This window comes from Geomobilimonas luticola, from assembly GCF_018476905.1.
Classification (GTDB): Bacteria; Desulfobacterota; Desulfuromonadia; order Geobacterales; family Geobacteraceae; genus Geomobilimonas; species Geomobilimonas luticola.
Map to the genome: position 1 here is coordinate 23,945 of NZ_JAHCVK010000010.1, position 15,640 is coordinate 39,584.

Below are 15,640 nucleotides of genomic sequence, written 5' to 3' on the forward strand. Positions count from 1 at the left end.
GGGGAAACGATGGTAAACAGTTAAGGCAGGTTGTTGCTATTCCATGTATGAGGTGATACCCATGAAAAATGTGACGATGGTGCTCGCTGGTATACTGGTGCTGGCAATGTCTTCAGTCTGTTTTGGTGCCGGCGGGTATGTTGGTGGTGCTGCCGGTGTTTTCATGCCCCAGGACAGCACGGTTACGAACTTCGATGGCACGCGGGGAAACCAGTCGTACGATACGGGGTATGTCCTTACCGCCTTCGGCGGTTATGCGTTCGACAGCGGTCTTCGCCTGGAAGGAGAGCTGGCCTACCGGGAGGCTGAGCTGGACAGGGCTGCCGGTACTTACAGTTATGGTTATTACGGGTATAACGATTCCCTCTGGGCATTCAGCGGCATGGCGAATCTGTTCTTCGACTTGCGTAACAATACGAATGTGACTCCGTACCTGGGAGGGGGGATCGGTTTCGCCACGGTCAGTTTTGATAATGGGTACTACAATCAGTACTACTATGATTCAGAAGAGGAAACCGTTTTCGCCTATCAGGCCGGGGGCGGGGTGTGCATCGATCTCAGCAGGAACGTGGCATTGGATATAGGGTACCGCTATTTCGGTACGGAAAACATCCATTTTGACTTCAGAGAGATTGAACTGGATAGCCACAACGTGACCGTTGGCGTAAAATTCAAATTCTGATATCAGCAGCATTCTTGCAGGCACGAAAAAGCCGGTGCGGTCGCACCGGCTTTTTTTTTGTGCGGGTCAGACCAGCCTCTTCAGTTCTTCGATCAGCTCCCGCAGCACATCATATCCGCTCTGCCAGAAATCCGGGGCCGTCAGGTCAACGCCGGCCGGTCGTACCGTGTCGGCCGGCGACAGGGAACCTCCGCTGGCGAGTATGGTGCGGTAGCAGGGGATGAATGACTCGCCCTGTACCAGGTAGTTGCGGTAGAGGGAGAGCACAAGCAGTTCGGCAAAGGTGTAGGAGTAGCAGTAGAAGCGGGCGTGGATGAAGTGGGAGATGTAGCTCCACCCCCAGCGGTACGGTTCGATCATGGTGACGGCGTCGCCATACAGTTTTCCGTTCTCTTCCCACCAGATATCACCGATGCGGCCGGCGGTCAGAAGGCCCGTGGCGCGCTCCCGGTGAAGCCGCTCCTCGAAGCGGGTCAGGACGTTCTGGCGGAAGGTGGTGGCGATGATGTCCTCGATCTTGGCGCAGAGAAGGGCGATCTTGACCGACGGGTCATTCTCCCGGGCCAGCAGGTAACGGGTCAGGAGCATCTCGCCGAACACCGACGCCGTTTCGGCAAGGGGGAGCGGTGCGTGGTAGTTGACCATGGTCTGCTGCTGGGCGAGGACGAAGTGAATGCCATGTCCCAGTTCGTGGGCCAGGGTCGCCACGTCCCGGAGGTTGCCGGTGAAGTTGAGGAGAACGTAGGGAGACAGGTGGGGGGTCATCCCCATGCAGAAGGCGCCACCCCCCTTGCCGGGGCGGGGGAGGACGTCGATGTGCCGCTCCCGGAAGAACGTGGCGGCGATGTCGCGGAACTCGGTGGAGAAATCGCCGTAGGCAGCCAGCACCAGCTCCTTCGCCTCATCGAAGGAGTAAGTCCTGCCGGTCTCTCCCACCGGCGCATAGATGTCGGTGTTTTTCAGCTGCGGCAGCCCGAGCAGGCGCGCTTTCAGCCGAAAGTATTCCTGGGCCAGCGGGTAGTTGGCCTCGCTGACCGACATGAGACGCTCCACCACCTCCGCCGACAGCTCGTTCCCCAGGTTGGTCGGCTCCATGGGGTAGCGGTAGCTGCGTAACTCCATGTCCTGACCGTGGTCGAGGGCGACATTGTTGAAGACCGCCGCATACACTATCCCGTGCTCGGCGTGACGCTCCAGAAATACGCCGAAGGCACGTTCCCGAACGTCGGGGGACGGATGGTGGAGGAGCCCCAGAAGCTCTTCGCCGGTGTAGTCCCGTTCCTCCCCATCCACCTGGAACCGGAAGGTGAACGATGCGGAAAGCTCGTCGAAGAGGCGGTTGAAGGCCTCGACTCCCGTGAGGTTCTTCTGTTTGAGGAGGCTTTCTTCCCTCTCCGCCAGGGTGTGGGGGCGGAACTTTCGCAGGCTGGCCAGGTAATGGCGGTAGCCGGCAAAGCGGGTGTCTGAGGTCAGGGCAGCGTACCGGTCATCGGGCAGATGGATGAGTTCCAGGTCAAAGAAGAGGAGTTCCCGGCTCATCCGGTTGCCGAATTCGGCCGCCCGTTGGGAGAGGCGCTTGACGGTATCGTCACCCGAGTCGGCGGCGAAAAGGAGATAGGCATAGAGCTGGGGCTTGACGAGGAACTCTTCCAGAGTCTCGTAGGCGGACAGCGCTTCCAGCAGCGCATCGTCGTCGAGGCCGGCTATTTTCCCCTGGTACTGGGTGCGGAAAGCCTCGGCCCGGGTTCTGCCCGTGGCAAAATCGGCGTCAAGTTCGGCTGCTGCGGGACCCGGGTAGAGGCGGGTGGTATCCCAGGTCATGCTGGTGATGTCGGTTGTCATGGGGTCCTTTCAAAAAAATGGGAGCGTCAGTGCGCTCCCGTCAGGTGCCAAGTAATGTATAAAAATCAGTAAAGTTTTTGAATGAAGTTGGCGATGTTTTCGCCGAGGCTTTTGGCCTGGTGGGGGAAGAGCCCGTCGAAGCTCTCAAGCGAAGCGACCCCTTTGTAACCGGTTTCCCGGTCCTCGAATGTCGCAAGCTGTTTGCCGGTCTCGGCGTCGATCAACTGTCCCTTTACCTTCAGATACGTTTTCCCTGCGCCGAAGCCAACCCAGAACCTTGCTGCACGGTTCCCACCGTTGAATTCGGTAAATGACCCCTCGAGTATAATGGCCTTTCCCTGCGGGGTACCATTTTTGAGTATGGTCTTGAAAAGCTTGCGCAGTTTGAGTTCCATTTCGAGACTGTCGGTCACGGTTCTGGCGAGCATCGGTTTCATTGCCTCGAATTTGGGCATCTCTTCGTCGTCGATGTTTGTGAGCTCTGCCCCCTCGAGTTTCAGGTCGCGGATGACGATGGTATCATAGCTGGAAAGTTTCTGCGAGGTGAACACCTCTTCTTCGGTCAGGACATCAGGCTTTGCAAGCGGTTTTTCCTCTGCCAAAACCGGCGCAGCCGCAACAAGAAATGCCATTCCCACCAACAGCCCCATTATCTGCCGTTTCATACGCTCCTCCTCAATAAAAATAGATGCTGGCAAGGATAATCCCATTGCCGGTGCGTGTCAAGGAGCGATGAGGGTGGAAGGCCCCTCAGCCCGATGTCCGAGAATACGGCTGCACAGGGTGTCATGCGGCGTGGAGTACGCCGACCACCGCCTCCCGGATAGTGGCGAGCTTGGCCGGCTTTTTCAGCTGTGATGCCCCGGTGCTTTTGATGAAGGAGAGGTCTTTTGACCGCGTGGTGCCGGTCAGGAAGAGGAAATGTCGGCGGATGGCAGGATCGATGGAGATGGCCTGCCGATAAAACTCGACGTCGTCCATTTCCGGCATCTCCACATCCGAATGATTGCGTCGAAATGCTTCTGGCGCAGACGTGCAAGGGCCTCACTGCCGCTATGGGTGACAACCAGCTTGCCATAGGGCGACATGATGATGGTGAGGAGCCGGGTCATGTCCGGGTCGTCCTCCAGTATCAGTATGCGTTTTTGCCAGAGGGGGGCGAGATTGCGGATGATCTGGAGGTAGTCGTCGTGTTCCGGCTGCTCCAGAAGATAGTCTTCGATTGTCCGGCGATGGTGTTCAATTTCGGCAACCATTCGCTGAAATTCACGGTCCTCACCCGCAGCCCACCCCATCACATAGAGGAACAGCGAATTCCACTCGGAAAATTCGAGGGCGGCGATGAGTTCTATCATCCCTTTCTTGGTAAGGTGCGGGTCGGCGATGCGATGTCGTGCCGTTCTCAGCATGCCCTCCATGTTTTCGCCGGTGACAGTGCCGAACTGCTGCTTGAGTTCTTCCAGGGGAGGACAGGTATCGCTCTCCGCAATGGTATGGAAAAAGTCGCCATGGTCGTTTTCCTGGGCGGCAAGGGTCTTCAGGAAACGGGCAAAATCGTGATCATCGGCGAAAAGCAGGGAGGCGGTGTGGTAGATTGCCGCGATGTCCAGTTCCCGCTCTTCCAGCCAGGTCATGAGTTGGTTCATGTTCCGCTCCTCGTATTCAGGCATAAAAATTAATAATTAAACCATACCAACAAATACGTTATTTGACAAGCATGTATTGCGGAGAAATTTCTGGCGCTGGCTGCAACCCAAACGGGCAGTGGACGGGATAAATGAAATATGATGCTTTCAAAAGAGGGGTTATACGAGGCAAGTGTCGCTTAAAGACCTACAGGTAGAGCATTAACGGTTGCAAATGGCGTAAAAGCTCACCGGTTACGACTTTTGACGAGAATGGGATAGGGATTTACAGGGAGGAGACTGCCGTTTTTGTACTTCAGCCAGGTGAGATGCAGATGGGTGGGAGAACGTTTTTTGGCGGCATTGTAGCCGCTTCTGCCGACGGTGGCGATTACGTCGCCCGGTTTGACAATCGTGCCGATGGTGGCGGCAAGTTGCCGGTTGTGGGCGTAGTAGAGGAGGGAGTCGGTTGACGGATCGTATATCCAGAGGTACTTGCCCCCCCGCAGCCTGCTGCCGGCCTGCCATTCGGCTGCCGTGGCCACGACGATGCCGCCGGTCATGGAGAGCACCGGGACATGGTCGCCGGTCCGGTCGTCCCGTTCATCCTGGTTCCGGTCGCGGATAAAGATATCGAGAGAAGGGTGGGCGGCATGGCGGTTACCGGCAAACCAGTCATAGCCGCGAGGTTCGTAGCCGTGCCGTTTGCCACCCGCGATTGCACGCGGTGTGTAGCCGGCAAGGGGGAAGACCCAGTCGTCAGGGGTGTACTCCTTGCCGCCATGGGCATAATAGTAGTCACGAATGAGGGGGAGGAGTCGCTGCAATTCAGCGGCTGCCGCCGCTTTTCCGGTAAGTCCGTCCCGGACCCGGGTGTTGAGACGGTCGAATTCCGTGCAGGCTACGCAGGATGAGTCGTTGTCGACAATCGCTGACGGGGTGTCGGCGCTGGAACAGAGATTGCCGTGGAGCACGATGAACAGCGCAAGAAGGCAGGCGGAAAACCGGCTGAACAAGGGGGTGTTGGCATGTGGCATGTTTGTATCACTCCGGCCGGTCGGTGGTGTGCACCTGGTAGGGGGAGGTGGTGTAGGCGTGGAATTTCACCGTTCCCCCAAAGTCGAGCAGTGCCAGGAGACGGTCACGGGTCACCGGGTGGGTGACACGAGCGAGCGCTTCGTCGGTGGGGAACCAGCCTGCTTCGGGTGTTTCCTCGCTCGGGCGCGGGACTCCTGCTCCATGACGGGCGATAAAGGTGCAGATGAGGGCGGCGGGTGGGGACAGTTTCGACCAGACGCAGGCAAGGATGGCGGATTCAATCGTGACGCCGGTCTCTTCATGCACCTCCCGGTGAAGGGCGGTAATCAGGTCCTCACCTTCCTCCATCCGTCCCTGGGGGAGCTCCCACCCCCGCTTGCGATGGCGTACGAGGAGCACCTCGCCACTGTCATTGCGCACCAGGCAGCCGACGACTACGATATGTCTCGGATTGTCCATGAATATCCCCGTTAGAGTGATGCATCAATGGTAGCATGGCCGCGACAGGTGTCCACGCGGTCATCGTCGTGATGATTTAGGCAGTCGCCATCCGCGGGCGATTGTGGTAAGGTTACCGGACGGGGAGCGATACAGGATAGAGTGCTCCCTGTCCACCGGGAGGAGATGGCATGAAACAATTGATTGTGAGATGGATCATCAACAGCACGGCGCTCCTTGTCGTAGCCCATCTTGTTTCGGGGGTATCCCTCGACAACTGGATGACCGTCTTTGCCGCCGCCGTCGTTCTCGGGCTTCTGAACGCGTTTCTCCGGCCGATCCTCATCTTTCTCACCCTGCCGGTAACGGTGGTTACCCTCGGTCTCTTCACCCTGGTCATCAACGCTTTTCTCTTCTACCTGGCGTCCCTGCTGGTCAGCGGATTCCATGTCGCCGGCTTCGGACAGGCCTTCATTGCCGCTTTTGTCTTCAGCATCGTCAGCTTCCTGTTAAGCCTCTTCATCGGTTCGAACGACAACAGGTAACGAGGTGTCGGTTCTGGCCAACCCATGGTCGGCTGGAGAGTATCGTGAATGGAAAAGCCTGCGTAAGCAGGCTTTTCCATTGTGAGGCAGGGAGAGATTTGTCTGGCTGTGGGGGACTTCATTTCCGGCAACAGTCGTCGAGGAACTGCTGCAATGCCCCCTCCGGCACGTTCGCCAGAGAGGCTATCCTCCCGAGTCGCGGGAATGCCCAGGTACTCTCACCTTCCGCCAGTAACGTACCGTCGGTTGAATGGATGGTGGAGCGGACGACGGCGCTCCGGTCGTCGCTGCTCATGATTGTCCCTTCCACCCGGATTTCCGTGTTGGTAGGCACCGGCTTCAGGTAGCGGGTCGTCATTTCCCTGGTTACGCCGAGCCGGCCGATGCGGGCAAACAGCGACCATCCCGCCGCCTCGTCCAGCAGCGTGGCGATTATGCCGCCGTGAACCAGTCCTTCGAAACCGCAGTAGGTGTCGGGAATCGTGCAGCTGGTTACACATCCTTCATCCGTGTGGGAAAAGCGGAGCTGAAGTCCCTTTGGATTTCCGCTTGAACAGCCGAAACAGGAGCCGGGCCAGTGTCCCTGGACTTCGTTATTTCCCATGGGAATTCCTCTCTAGAATCATTGGTACTGGATATAGACCGGCTTCGGGTGGAGTTTGAGCACGTCCTGGGGAGTAAGCAGCGGATCCCCCTTCTTCGTATCGTTGTGGTAGAAGAGCTTGAAGCCGGTGTACTGCACCGGTTCGGCAACCACGTAATCCTTGTATGAATCCCGCTTCAGCCAGGGGGCGCCCCAGCCGTCCATGTTCATGACGATCTGCACCTCGGGGCGCAGCACGATGTTACGGGAATTCGTCACGCCGTTGCGGGTAAAACGGTGCACGACGAACACCTTGGGGGGGAGATTGTATTTCTTTACCAAGTCTTTCAGGTAACCGGAGGCATAGTTTATGTCTGCCGCATCATACGTGCCGATCTTGGTCCCCGGTTTCTTCTTGCTCGCAATAAGGTTGAATTCCGGGTCGATCCCAAGGTGCACGTCCGGATTTTTCAGCAGCCATTCGAAGCGGGGGAGTATGGTCCGGATGTCGTCGTGCCCGGTCTGGATGTCGATGAACAGGATGGCGTTCGCCTCTTTGGCCCAACCGTACACCTGGTTTACGATGGCGTCGGGAATGATCATCCGATACTTGCCCGCCTTGCCCGGCTCACCCTGTGCCACGACTGCGATCAGGTGTAGCGCCGGCTGTACCGGGGTAGAGGGGTCCGCTTTCTCCCACCGGGCCGCTTCTTCCTTCAGGCGGCGCAGCATGTCGTCCTTGGGAAATTCTCCCAACGCTCCCATCTTCTTGGAAAGGGGATTGCCGTAGTAGGCAACGATTCGCTTCTGGGGCAGGATCGAGCCGGGGAGAGGCGTCGGGCACTTAACCGGCCAACCGCATTTGCTGGCAAAATCGGGGTCTTCTCCAGCATTGTACTTTATCTTGGGGGCCTTGTGCGCGGCAGAGGTTTGCGCGGCAAATGCTGTCGCTTTGCGGGATGCGGCGGTGTTTTGGGCCTGAACTGCCGAAGGTGTCGGGGTGCTTGCGGTACTTGTTGCCGGAGGCTGCGTGGTGTTTTGGGTTTCGCAGCCGGTCAGGGCAAGCGTAGCAAGTAACAGGGTGATACAGGTCCTGACGAAAGGGGGGGAAAGCTGGTGCTTCACGAAAGACTCCTTGGAGGGAAGGCGTAGCGTCGATAACGGCTCACGTTCCGGACAAAATAAAAACCACAGGAGGCGTCCCCTGTGGTTCACAGGCTTGATATATATACCATTTTCCGGTGGGGCGAGGCAAGGGGGAAAATGCGGCGGAAATCCCTTGCGGGTGGCGGACAACTGGGGCAGAATGTCAGCGCGCCGCCATGAATGGTGGCAATTTAATCCGGGAAGGGGAGTACCGATGAAAATTCTTGCTCTTATTGGCAGCCCGCGCGGCATGCAGGGGAACACGGGGCGACTGCTGGAAGAGGTGTTGGCTGGCGTTCACGCTGAGGGTGGCGAGGTGGAGGTTGTCTCTCTGGCCCAGGCCGGGATGCAACCCTGCGTTGCATGCGATGCCTGCCACAGGACTGGCATCTGTCCCCTGCCGGACGACTATGAATCGATAAAGGAGCAGCTCCTGGGGTGCGATGCCTTCATTCTCGCCAGCCCCAACTACATCTTCAGTGTCACCGCTCAGATGAAAGCGTTCTTCGACCGCTGCAACGGTCTCATTCACTGTATGGCTCTTGACGGCAAGTACACGGCGCTCGTGGAGACCTCGGGGAGTGGCGGTGACGATGAGGTGCTCGCCTACATGGCGCATGTTGCAGGGACCTTGGGAGCGCTGACGGTCGGCAGCGTTGGTTCTCCTCAGGCCGGAGTGCGCACCTTTCCCAACGAGGACGAACTGTATGGAAGGGCGCGGGAACTGGGCAGGGCACTTTGCGCTGCGGTCCGTGAAAAGCGGGAATTCCCCGAACAGGATGCGTTCCGGCAGGCGTTCAGAGCCAGGATGCAGGGGGTGGTAGGGTACATGCAGGAGTACTGGCCCTTTGAGCGGGAGTACTGGCGGAACAAAGGGTAGAATGGGAGTCAGATAGCGGAGTTGAAATCGTTGAGTTCATGGGGGTCGAGTTCCAGCCCACCCTCGGCAACGCCGACACTCTTTATCTCCTGCGTCAGGCGTCTGATCGCTTCCATAGCCGTCATGATCAGCGAACTGGTATGGGGGTCGGGACTCTCCGCATAGGCCTGCTCAAGCGCGTGCAGGGCTGCATCGGCATAGGACCGGGGGTCGGGATAGGAGCCGGGCATTTTTTCTCTCCATTTTTCGTGGCGTTAAAAATGGTTATAGTCAGGGTTAAGATTAATGTCAACCTGTTATTGGGGGGCGGCTGTGCATGGGGTTGCAGCTGCCGACGCTAAGGTGTGAATTATGTTCGAATCGCAGTACAATGACGAGATGGAGGCGGAGGTGCGGCGTCTGGAGGGTAAGCAGCGGGCCATTGCCGCCGGGCATCCCGAATGGGACAACGCCTGTGCGGAGTGCGGATGCGAGCTGCCGGTGAATGCCGTCGTGTGCGGGGAGTGCGGTGCAAAGTGGTAGCCTCTGCGCAGGTGCCCAGAGTTAACGGATAAAAAAAACCCCGCATCGCTTGCGGGGCTTTGTCGTTTATCCAAGTTACGTCCTAGGCGCACTCGCTGTAGCCGCAGACCCGGCAGACCGCGCAGCCCCCTTCGTGCTCCACCACCCCGCCGCATTCCGGGCAGGCGCCCCGCTCCGGTGCCGCCTGTTCCAGGTTGGTGTCGTACCCGCTGGCGACCATGTGGGCCTGGATCGCCTTGGCGACGGCGTCGGCACAGGAGAGGACCCGGTTGTCGCCGAACCCCGACGGGCAGTGGCAGGAGATGCCGAGGAGCTGCTTGACCACCTGACGCGCCTGGACGCCGCTCCGCCAGGCCAGGGAGACCATCCTGCCGATGGCCTCGCTCTGGGAAGCGGCGCACCCTCCTGCCTTCCCCATGGTGGTGAAGAGTTCGAAGAGACCGGTCTTGTCCTCGTTGATGGTGACGTAGAGCGGGCCGCAGCCGGTCTGCATCTGGTAGGTCCACCCCTTGAGGGCCTTGGGGCGGTCCCGCTTGACGGCCGACTTGTCCTCGTGCACGGGGGCTGCCTTCTCTTCCTTCTTGCCGGTGGAGAGAACCTGTTCGTCCCGGGAACCGTCACGGTAGATGGTTACCCCCTTGCAGTCCTTCTGGTAGGCGAGCCGGTAGACTTTTTCCACATCCTCGATGGTGGCGGTATTGGGGAAGTTGACGGTTTTGGAGACGGCGTTGTCGGTGTATTTCTGGAAGGCCGCCTGCATCTCGATGTGCTCTTCCGGGGTGATTTCGTGGGCGGTGACGAATACCCTGCGCACGTCCTCGGGGATTTCCATGATGTCGTGGACGGTGCCGTGTTCGGCGATCCGCTGCATGAGCGCTTCAGAATAGAAGCCCCGCTCTTTGGCCACCTGTTCGAACATCGGGTTGACCTCGACGAGGATGTTCTTGTCCAGCACCTGGCGTACGTAGGAGACCGCGAAGAGCGGTTCGACGCCGGAGGACGTGTTGCCGATGATGGAGATGGTCCCCGTGGGGGCTATGGTGGTGACGGTGGCGTTCCGGATAGGCGCTTCACCCGGCCGGTCATAGCTGGATCCCTTGAAGTTGGGGAAGGCGCCCCGTTTCCTGGCGAGCTCGCGGGAGGCGGCGTGCCCTTCGTCGTTGATGAACTTCATCACCTTCTCCCCGAGGGCGATGGACTGTGGGGAGCCGTAGGGGATGCCAAGGAGGATGAGCATGTCCGCCCACCCCATGACGCCGAGACCGATCTTCCGGTTGGCCCGGGTCATCTCGGAAATCTGGGGGAGGGGGTAATTGTTGACTTCGATGACGTTGTCGAGGAAGTTCACGGCGAGCCGGACGATCTCCCCCAGTCTGTCGTAGTCAACCGCGCCGTTTTTGACCATTTTCCCCAGGTTGATGGAGCCCAGGTTGCACGACTCGTAGGGGAGAAGCGGCTGTTCGCCGCAGGGGTTGGTGGATTCGATGACGCCGATGTGGGGCGTGGGGTTGTCCTTGTTGAGCCGGTCGAGGAAGATGATCCCCGGTTCGCCGTTCTCCCAGGCCTGCTTGACGATGCGGCTGAAGACCTTCCGGGCGTTGAGGCTGCCGGCAGGCTCGTTGCTGCGGGGGTTGAAGATGGTGTAATCGGCATCGTGTTCCACCGCTTCCATGAACGCTTCCGTTATGCCGACGGAGATGTTGAAGTTGTTGAGGTGACGCTGGTCCGCCTTGCACATGATGAAGTCCATGATGTCCGGGTGGTCCACCCGCAGGATTCCCATGTTGGCGCCGCGCCGGGTGCCACCCTGCTTGATGGTCTCGGTGGCGGCATCGAAGACGCGCATGAACGAGATAGGACCGCTGGAGATGCCCGAGGTGGAGCGGACCTGGTCGTTGGCGGGCCGCAGTCGCGAGAAAGAGAAGCCGGTACCGCCACCGGATTTGTGGATCAGGGCGGTATACTTGACCGCGTCGAATATCTCCTCCATGGAGTCCCCCACCGGAAGGACGAAGCAGGCGGAGAGCTGGCCCAGTTCCCGCCCTGCGTTCATGAGGGTGGGGGAGTTGGGAAGAAACTCGAAATTGGTCATCATGGCGTAGAACTTGTCGGCAAGCCCTGCTACGTCGGCTTTCTTGTCAAAGCTGCTGTCAGCCGAGGCAATGGTTTCAGCGACCCGGCGAAACATGTCCACCGGTGTCTCCAGGATTCGTCCTTCCTTGTCCCGTTTCAGATAGCGCTTCTCCAGAACGGTCAGTGCGTTTTTCGTCAATCCTGGAATCGCTCCCTTTGCCTTTGTTTTACCCATGGTTTACGTGTCTCCTTATGCGGGAAATTGGTGCATAGCAGTTGAATATTAAGAGGAACTTAACCCAACATTTTGTGGCACGGTGTGAAATTAACCACAACATATATGGCCTGTCAAGGGATTTAAGATTAATTTCGTAACCTCTTGATAAGATTTCGCAATATTTTGCAACACCGCTCCAGAGCGTGAGATTGCATTTACAATGTGGTTCAATTGTGTTAGAAACGTTGTGTCATTCAGCATGTGATGAGGACTTTCATGACCGATTGCACCAACTGCAAGGATTCGCTGGAGGCCCAGGTTAAGGCGCTCAAAGACCTGATTGAAGTGGCACGGGCTGTCGTTTCGACCCTTGATCTCGATACGGTGCTGCAGGCCATCCTGACGAGCGCCATGCGTTTTTCCGAGACACCCGCCGGTAGTGTGGCCCTTTATGATGATCGGAAGATGGAACTCTCCCTCCATGCCCATGCCGGCCTGTCGGCAAATTTCATCAAGACGGAGCGCTGGGACGTCAACCCGGGGGGGCTTACGCAAAAAGTGCTCTCGGCAGGCGAGATACTCTTCATCGAAGACACCCTCGAGACGCCGTTCTTCAATAATCCCATCGCCCTCAACGAGGGTATCCGATCCCTCATCTGTGTTCCGCTGGTGATCCAGAAACGAACCGTCGGGGTTCTCTATCTCGACGATTTTGTCCCCCGTCAGTTCGACCGGGAGAAGCTCAATCTCCTCTCGGTTCTCTCCTCCTTCGCGGCCATGGCCATCTACAACGCCAAGCTCCACAACCGTACCAAGCTGATGGCCATCACCGATGCGCTGACCGGCCTCCACAACCATCGTTATTTCCAGCAGCAGTTCCCCCAGGAACTGGGGCGGGCCAAGCGCTATCAGAAACCGCTATCCATGATCATGCTCGACGTGGACGATTTCAAGAAATTCAACGACACCTATGGCCATGCCTGCGGTGACCTGGTTCTGGCCGCCATCGGCGAGATCGTAACCATGACCCTGCGCAGGGTCGACTTCGCGTTTCGTTACGGTGGCGAGGAGTTCATCGTGCTGTTGCCGGAAACCAGGCTGGAGAGCGCCATCCAGGTGGCTGAGAGACTGCGTGAGCGTGTCGAACGGGAGACCGTTACGGCGCTCAAGGGGATTGCCAGCCATGGCGTCACCGTCAGTGTCGGCGTGGTCGCCTATCCCGAAAACGGCAGCGGCCGGGACAAGTTGTTCAACAAGGTCGATGCCTTGCTCTACCGGGCAAAGGGAGAAGGAAAGAACCGGGTATACTGTGAGCAGGTGAATGGGGAGGGTGCGAAGGACTGATTCCCCTTTGCGCTTATTGTTAATTTATGGTCTAGTCTAACGTGAGAAGCTATCCATGGAACAGAGTATGAAAGTAATCATCTGCCGGCTGCTGCCGGTTGTTTTCATTCTGGGGTTATTGAATGTAGTGGCAGTTGCCGCCACTCCACCGCGCACCGTCGCCACCCGGACCCCCACGGTCAGTTACCGGAATCAGGTGCTGACCGAAGACGTTACCTGGCGTGGCGAGGTGCTTGTCGAGGGGGGGGTAACCATCGCCCCCCAGTCGACCCTGACCATCGATCCGGGAACCGTCGTCCGGTTCCGCCCTGCTGAAGGCAGCGAGGGGGGAGGAGCTTCACTTCTCGTGCGCGGACGCATTCTGGCCAACGGCAGCATGGAGAGGCCGATACTTTTCACCTCGACGTTCGAGGGGGCATCTGCCGGTGACTGGGACGGTATCGTGCTTCTGGCCACCGAAAAGAAGAACCTGCTGGAGCACTGCCGGGTGGAAGGTGCGGTGACCGGCTGTCAGGTGCTGTTCTCCAGCCTGACCCTGAAGCATGTCCGGTTTACCGCCTGTCGCATCGGGGCCGAGGTCAAGGACAGTTCAGTAGTCATTATAGGCGGCGGAGCGAGCGAATGCACTACGGGGATGGTGCTGAAGGGAAGCGAGATCGACCTTCGGGAGGCCGCTTTTAACGGTAATCGCCGGGGAGTTGTCACGGCAGGAACTTCACTGTTTCTGTCCGGTTCCACGTTTGCCGGCAACGGGGAGGCGGGGCTTGTGGCCGATGATTGCCGTCTCAGGATAAGTGGCTGCAGCTTCGCCGGTAACGGCGTCGGTCTGCGGCTGACCTCCTGTGAAGGCGGGATTGCCGCCAGCAGGATAGAAAAGAACACCGGTGACGGTCTCAGCCTCGACAGGTCCAGGCTGAAAGTCAGCGGCAACGACATTTCCCGTAACGGCCGGGCCGGTCTTCGGGTGGCCGACGGCGGCAGCGTTGCCTGGGGAAACAGTTTCAGCGCCAACGGCGAGTACGATCTCTCCAATGACGGCAGCGACGATTTCACGGCTCTGGGGAACTGGTGGGGCGGAGTTCCGGCTACCGGCGTCGGCAAGCGTATTTTCGGTGGACACCAGGATGGGAGCCGCGGGAAGGTCAGGTACAGCCCCTACCTGTCTGAGAGTGCCACCACCGGTCTTTGACCACTGCGGCAACGGCGGGCACATCCCGAAAGCGGTTGCCAATTGACCCCTGACATGATAGTTTTGCCCTATGTCGGTCTACCTTGACAACGCTGCCACCTCCTTTCCCAAGCCGGATACGGTCTACCAGGCTGTCGATCATGCCCTCCGCGAAATAGGGGTCGGCCCCGGCAGGGGTGGATACCGCCGCGGCCTGGAGGCCGGCCGGCTGATCTTCCGTGCCCGGGAAGCGGTTGCCGCGCTGATCGGAGCCGGCGATTCGGAACGCATCGTCTTTACCCACAGCGCCACCGAATCCCTCAACCTGGCGGTGAGCGGCCTGCTCCGGCCGGGCGAGCACGTCATCACTACCACCATGGAGCACAACTCCCTGGCCAGGCCGCTGCACGTGGCGGAACAGCGGGGGGTAGACGTTACCTGGCTGGAGGCCGACGGGCGTGGCTGCATCGACAGCCGGCAAGTCGCCGATGCCTTGCGTCCCGCCACACGTCTGGTTGCGCTTTCCCACTGCTCCAACGTTACGGGGACCATCCAGCCGCTGGCCGAAATCGGCGCCGTTACAAGGGGGGCCGGCGTATTCCTTCTGGTGGATGCCGCCCAGAGTGCCGGTTCGCTTCCGATTGACGTGGGGGAGATGTCTGTCGATCTTCTGGCGGCACCGGGGCACAAGGGGTTGCTCGGCCCCCAGGGGACCGGATTTCTGTATGTTGCTGCGGGGATCGAGCTGACACCGCTCATGGTGGGGGGGACCGGCGGTCATTCCAGCGGGCTTGATCAGCCGACGGTTATGCCTGAACGACTGGAAAGCGGCACCCTCAACACCCCCGGGATTGCCGGACTGCTGGCAGGCATCGAATTCATCGAATCCATCGGGCGGGCTACCATCCGTTCGGCCGAGACGGCCCTGGTCGACCAGCTCGTCACAGGGCTTGGCACGACTCCCGGTGTCACCCTGTACGGCCCCGCCGAGCCGGAACGCCGGGGGAGTGTCGTCTCTTTTACGGTCGCCGGTCACGATCCATCCCAGATCGGATTCCACCTCGACCGGGATTTCGGCATCAGCGTCAGGGTCGGGCTTCACTGTGCTCCCCTGGCCCACCAGACCATCGGTACCTATCCGGCGGGGACGGTGCGGGTAAGTCCCGGCTGGTTCACCACCGCCCGGGATATCGACCTGTTCCTGCAGGCGCTTCATACCATCGTGAAACGATAAACAAGGGGGAAGTGATGAGAAAGGGAGTGTTGACACTGCTCTGTTTCCTTATGCTGTTAGCCGGGTGTTCGCTGCCGCCGGAACGGCCGGTCACGAAGGACGAACTTTACAAGACCGGCATCTACAATTATTACACCATCAAGGAGTCGCCGGAAAGCGTGCTTGCAGCCCTCAACCGGGAAGGGGAGGTTGTCCTCGAAGCCCAGTACCGGGACCGCCTGATCTATATCAAGATCCTGGCCACCAGCCAGGGGCTGCAGCTTCATTTTGCCGACCGCTGATTTCCTCTGAAGAAAGGTACCG

General features: G+C 59.0%; 18 protein-coding genes. 8 read left to right on the top strand and 10 right to left on the bottom strand.

The window, feature by feature from the left end; genetic code table 11:
* The first annotated feature begins 61 nt into the window (after positions 1 to 61).
* Positions 62 to 682, top strand: coding sequence for an outer membrane protein (locus KI810_RS14995; protein ID WP_214176380.1), 621 nt, complete (start codon positions 62 to 64; stop codon positions 680 to 682).
* A 66-nt stretch (positions 683 to 748) separates the two neighbouring features.
* Here the strand turns inward: KI810_RS14995 and KI810_RS15000 are convergent, their stop codons facing one another.
* From KI810_RS15000 to KI810_RS15025, 6 genes are all read right to left on the bottom strand, one after another.
* On the bottom strand, positions 749 to 2,524 hold the full coding sequence (locus KI810_RS15000) for a M3 family oligoendopeptidase (protein WP_214176381.1): 1,776 nt from the start codon (positions 2,522 to 2,524) through the stop codon (positions 749 to 751).
* Positions 2,525 to 2,589: 65 nt separating this feature from the next.
* Positions 2,590 to 3,189 carry a DUF4410 domain-containing protein gene (locus tag KI810_RS15005; protein ID WP_214176382.1) on the bottom strand — a complete coding sequence of 200 codons (600 nt, stop codon included), beginning with the start codon at positions 3,187 to 3,189 and terminating at the stop codon, positions 2,590 to 2,592.
* A 121-nt stretch (positions 3,190 to 3,310) separates the two neighbouring features.
* Positions 3,311 to 3,505: a hypothetical protein gene (locus KI810_RS15010; protein ID WP_214176383.1), complete on the bottom strand. Its 195-nt coding sequence runs from the start codon at positions 3,503 to 3,505 to the stop codon at positions 3,311 to 3,313.
* Positions 3,433 to 4,170 carry a response regulator gene (locus KI810_RS15015; protein ID WP_214176384.1) on the bottom strand — a complete coding sequence of 246 codons (738 nt, stop codon included), beginning with the start codon at positions 4,168 to 4,170 and terminating at the stop codon, positions 3,433 to 3,435. The genes KI810_RS15010 and KI810_RS15015 overlap by 73 nt, the downstream gene beginning before the upstream one ends.
* A 227-nt stretch (positions 4,171 to 4,397) precedes the next feature.
* Positions 4,398 to 5,186 carry a M23 family metallopeptidase gene (locus KI810_RS15020; RefSeq protein ID WP_214176385.1) on the bottom strand — a complete coding sequence of 263 codons (789 nt, stop codon included), beginning with the start codon at positions 5,184 to 5,186 and terminating at the stop codon, positions 4,398 to 4,400.
* Between the two features lie 7 nt (positions 5,187 to 5,193).
* Complete coding sequence (locus tag KI810_RS15025) at positions 5,194 to 5,646, bottom strand: NUDIX hydrolase (RefSeq protein ID WP_214176386.1); 453 nt, start codon at positions 5,644 to 5,646, stop codon at positions 5,194 to 5,196.
* 170 nt (positions 5,647 to 5,816) lie between these two features.
* Between KI810_RS15025 and KI810_RS15030 the strand changes: the two genes are divergently transcribed.
* A complete protein-coding gene (locus tag KI810_RS15030) occupies positions 5,817 to 6,170 on the top strand; it encodes a phage holin family protein (RefSeq protein WP_214176387.1) in 354 nt (117 codons plus the stop codon).
* A 118-nt stretch (positions 6,171 to 6,288) separates the two neighbouring features.
* On the opposite strand, the gene KI810_RS15035 is transcribed toward KI810_RS15030, so the two are convergent.
* Both KI810_RS15035 and KI810_RS15040 read right to left on the bottom strand, forming a co-directional pair.
* Positions 6,289 to 6,774, bottom strand: coding sequence for a PaaI family thioesterase (locus KI810_RS15035; protein ID WP_214176388.1), 486 nt, complete (start codon positions 6,772 to 6,774; stop codon positions 6,289 to 6,291).
* Between the two features lie 18 nt (positions 6,775 to 6,792).
* A complete protein-coding gene (locus tag KI810_RS15040; protein ID WP_214176389.1) occupies positions 6,793 to 7,878 on the bottom strand; it encodes a hypothetical protein in 1,086 nt (361 codons plus the stop codon).
* Positions 7,879 to 8,113: 235 nt separating this feature from the next.
* Between KI810_RS15040 and KI810_RS15045 the strand changes: the two genes are divergently transcribed.
* The gene (locus tag KI810_RS15045) at positions 8,114 to 8,779 is read left to right on the top strand and encodes a flavodoxin family protein (RefSeq protein ID WP_214176390.1); all 666 of its coding nucleotides are present in this window, start codon (positions 8,114 to 8,116) and stop codon (positions 8,777 to 8,779) included.
* Positions 8,780 to 8,787: 8 nt separating this feature from the next.
* On the opposite strand, the gene KI810_RS15050 is transcribed toward KI810_RS15045, so the two are convergent.
* Positions 8,788 to 9,009: a hypothetical protein gene (locus tag KI810_RS15050; RefSeq protein WP_214176391.1), complete on the bottom strand. Its 222-nt coding sequence runs from the start codon at positions 9,007 to 9,009 to the stop codon at positions 8,788 to 8,790.
* Between the two features lie 121 nt (positions 9,010 to 9,130).
* Between KI810_RS15050 and KI810_RS15055 the strand changes: the two genes are divergently transcribed.
* On the top strand, positions 9,131 to 9,301 hold the full coding sequence (locus tag KI810_RS15055) for a hypothetical protein (protein ID WP_214176392.1): 171 nt from the start codon (positions 9,131 to 9,133) through the stop codon (positions 9,299 to 9,301).
* 82 nt (positions 9,302 to 9,383) lie between these two features.
* Here KI810_RS15055 and KI810_RS15060 read toward each other — a convergent pair whose 3' ends face one another.
* Positions 9,384 to 11,609 carry a vitamin B12-dependent ribonucleotide reductase gene (locus tag KI810_RS15060; protein WP_214176393.1) on the bottom strand — a complete coding sequence of 742 codons (2,226 nt, stop codon included), beginning with the start codon at positions 11,607 to 11,609 and terminating at the stop codon, positions 9,384 to 9,386.
* Positions 11,610 to 11,867: 258 nt separating this feature from the next.
* Between KI810_RS15060 and KI810_RS15065 the strand changes: the two genes are divergently transcribed.
* From KI810_RS15065 to KI810_RS15080, 4 genes are all read left to right on the top strand, one after another.
* Entirely contained in the window at positions 11,868 to 12,935 is a 1,068-nt protein-coding gene (locus KI810_RS15065; RefSeq protein ID WP_214176394.1) for a sensor domain-containing diguanylate cyclase, read from the top strand.
* 67 nt (positions 12,936 to 13,002) lie between these two features.
* On the top strand, positions 13,003 to 14,124 hold the full coding sequence (locus tag KI810_RS15070) for a right-handed parallel beta-helix repeat-containing protein (protein ID WP_214176395.1): 1,122 nt from the start codon (positions 13,003 to 13,005) through the stop codon (positions 14,122 to 14,124).
* Between the two features lie 70 nt (positions 14,125 to 14,194).
* On the top strand, positions 14,195 to 15,337 hold the full coding sequence (locus KI810_RS15075; RefSeq protein WP_214176396.1) for an aminotransferase class V-fold PLP-dependent enzyme: 1,143 nt from the start codon (positions 14,195 to 14,197) through the stop codon (positions 15,335 to 15,337).
* Between the two features lie 14 nt (positions 15,338 to 15,351).
* Positions 15,352 to 15,618, top strand: coding sequence for a hypothetical protein (locus KI810_RS15080; protein WP_214176397.1), 267 nt, complete (start codon positions 15,352 to 15,354; stop codon positions 15,616 to 15,618).
* Positions 15,619 to 15,640 lie beyond the last annotated feature (22 nt).

Bases quoted from the DNA above. Each gene is read 5' to 3' on its own strand.
- KI810_RS15070 (WP_214176395.1), top strand. From the start codon at position 13,003: ATGAAAGTAATCATCTGCCGGCTGCTGCCGGTTGTTTTCATTCTGGGG.
- KI810_RS15015 (WP_214176384.1), bottom strand. From the start codon at position 4,170: ATGAACCAACTCATGACCTGGCTGGAAGAGCGGGAACTGGACATCGCG.
- KI810_RS15065 (WP_214176394.1), top strand. From the start codon at position 11,868: ATGACCGATTGCACCAACTGCAAGGATTCGCTGGAGGCCCAGGTTAAG.
- KI810_RS15000 (WP_214176381.1), bottom strand. From the start codon at position 2,524: ATGACAACCGACATCACCAGCATGACCTGGGATACCACCCGCCTCTAC.
- KI810_RS15020 (WP_214176385.1), bottom strand. From the start codon at position 5,186: ATGCCACATGCCAACACCCCCTTGTTCAGCCGGTTTTCCGCCTGCCTT.
- KI810_RS15055 (WP_214176392.1), top strand. From the start codon at position 9,131: ATGTTCGAATCGCAGTACAATGACGAGATGGAGGCGGAGGTGCGGCGT.
- KI810_RS15050 (WP_214176391.1), bottom strand. From the start codon at position 9,009: ATGCCCGGCTCCTATCCCGACCCCCGGTCCTATGCCGATGCAGCCCTG.
- KI810_RS15060 (WP_214176393.1), bottom strand. From the start codon at position 11,609: ATGGGTAAAACAAAGGCAAAGGGAGCGATTCCAGGATTGACGAAAAAC.
- KI810_RS15030 (WP_214176387.1), top strand. From the start codon at position 5,817: ATGAAACAATTGATTGTGAGATGGATCATCAACAGCACGGCGCTCCTT.
- KI810_RS15010 (WP_214176383.1), bottom strand. From the start codon at position 3,505: ATGGACGACGTCGAGTTTTATCGGCAGGCCATCTCCATCGATCCTGCC.
- KI810_RS15080 (WP_214176397.1), top strand. From the start codon at position 15,352: ATGAGAAAGGGAGTGTTGACACTGCTCTGTTTCCTTATGCTGTTAGCC.
- KI810_RS15075 (WP_214176396.1), top strand. From the start codon at position 14,195: ATGTCGGTCTACCTTGACAACGCTGCCACCTCCTTTCCCAAGCCGGAT.
- KI810_RS15025 (WP_214176386.1), bottom strand. From the start codon at position 5,646: ATGGACAATCCGAGACATATCGTAGTCGTCGGCTGCCTGGTGCGCAAT.
- KI810_RS15045 (WP_214176390.1), top strand. From the start codon at position 8,114: ATGAAAATTCTTGCTCTTATTGGCAGCCCGCGCGGCATGCAGGGGAAC.
- KI810_RS14995 (WP_214176380.1), top strand. From the start codon at position 62: ATGAAAAATGTGACGATGGTGCTCGCTGGTATACTGGTGCTGGCAATG.
- KI810_RS15005 (WP_214176382.1), bottom strand. From the start codon at position 3,189: ATGAAACGGCAGATAATGGGGCTGTTGGTGGGAATGGCATTTCTTGTT.
- KI810_RS15035 (WP_214176388.1), bottom strand. From the start codon at position 6,774: ATGGGAAATAACGAAGTCCAGGGACACTGGCCCGGCTCCTGTTTCGGC.